Source organism: Bacillus sp. SIMBA_008, from assembly GCF_046535495.1.
Classification (GTDB): Bacteria; Bacillota; Bacilli; order Bacillales; family Bacillaceae; genus Bacillus; species Bacillus subtilis.
The window spans coordinates 1-337 of the sequence record NZ_JAWRWL010000166.1; the positions used below are offsets into that span (position 1 = coordinate 1).

A 337-nucleotide genomic window follows, 5' to 3' on the forward strand; every position below is an offset into this window, starting at 1 on the left:
GATTTTTCCCCGATATTTGATGATATGCGTCTTGTGACGACACATGTGGAGGGCTTGGCATATCATACAGGCTCGTCGCTGCTCTTGTTTGGCAGATCTGATGGGATGAATGAGCATGGTCTTTCTGTCACATTCTCTGCATGTGGTCCGCCGGTTGGAAATGAACCAGGTTTAAAGCCTCCGGCAGTTGCCGGCTTGCAAGTGTATCATGTGATACGGTCTGTTCTGGAAACCTGTAGAACGGTTGAGGAAGCCATTTTCTCTATTCAGGAAATGCCTGTTGCCTCTAATGTTCACCTTATGCTTGCCGATCGAAAAGGAGAAGCGGCTGTGATTG

The 337-nt window shown here is 48.1% G+C and carries 1 protein-coding gene; it reads left to right on the forward strand.

The window, feature by feature from the left end; genetic code table 11:
- Positions 1 to 337 (forward strand): carcinine hydrolase/isopenicillin-N N-acyltransferase family protein (locus tag SB658_RS22650; protein WP_410602473.1); only part of this gene is annotated, 337 nt, incomplete at both ends.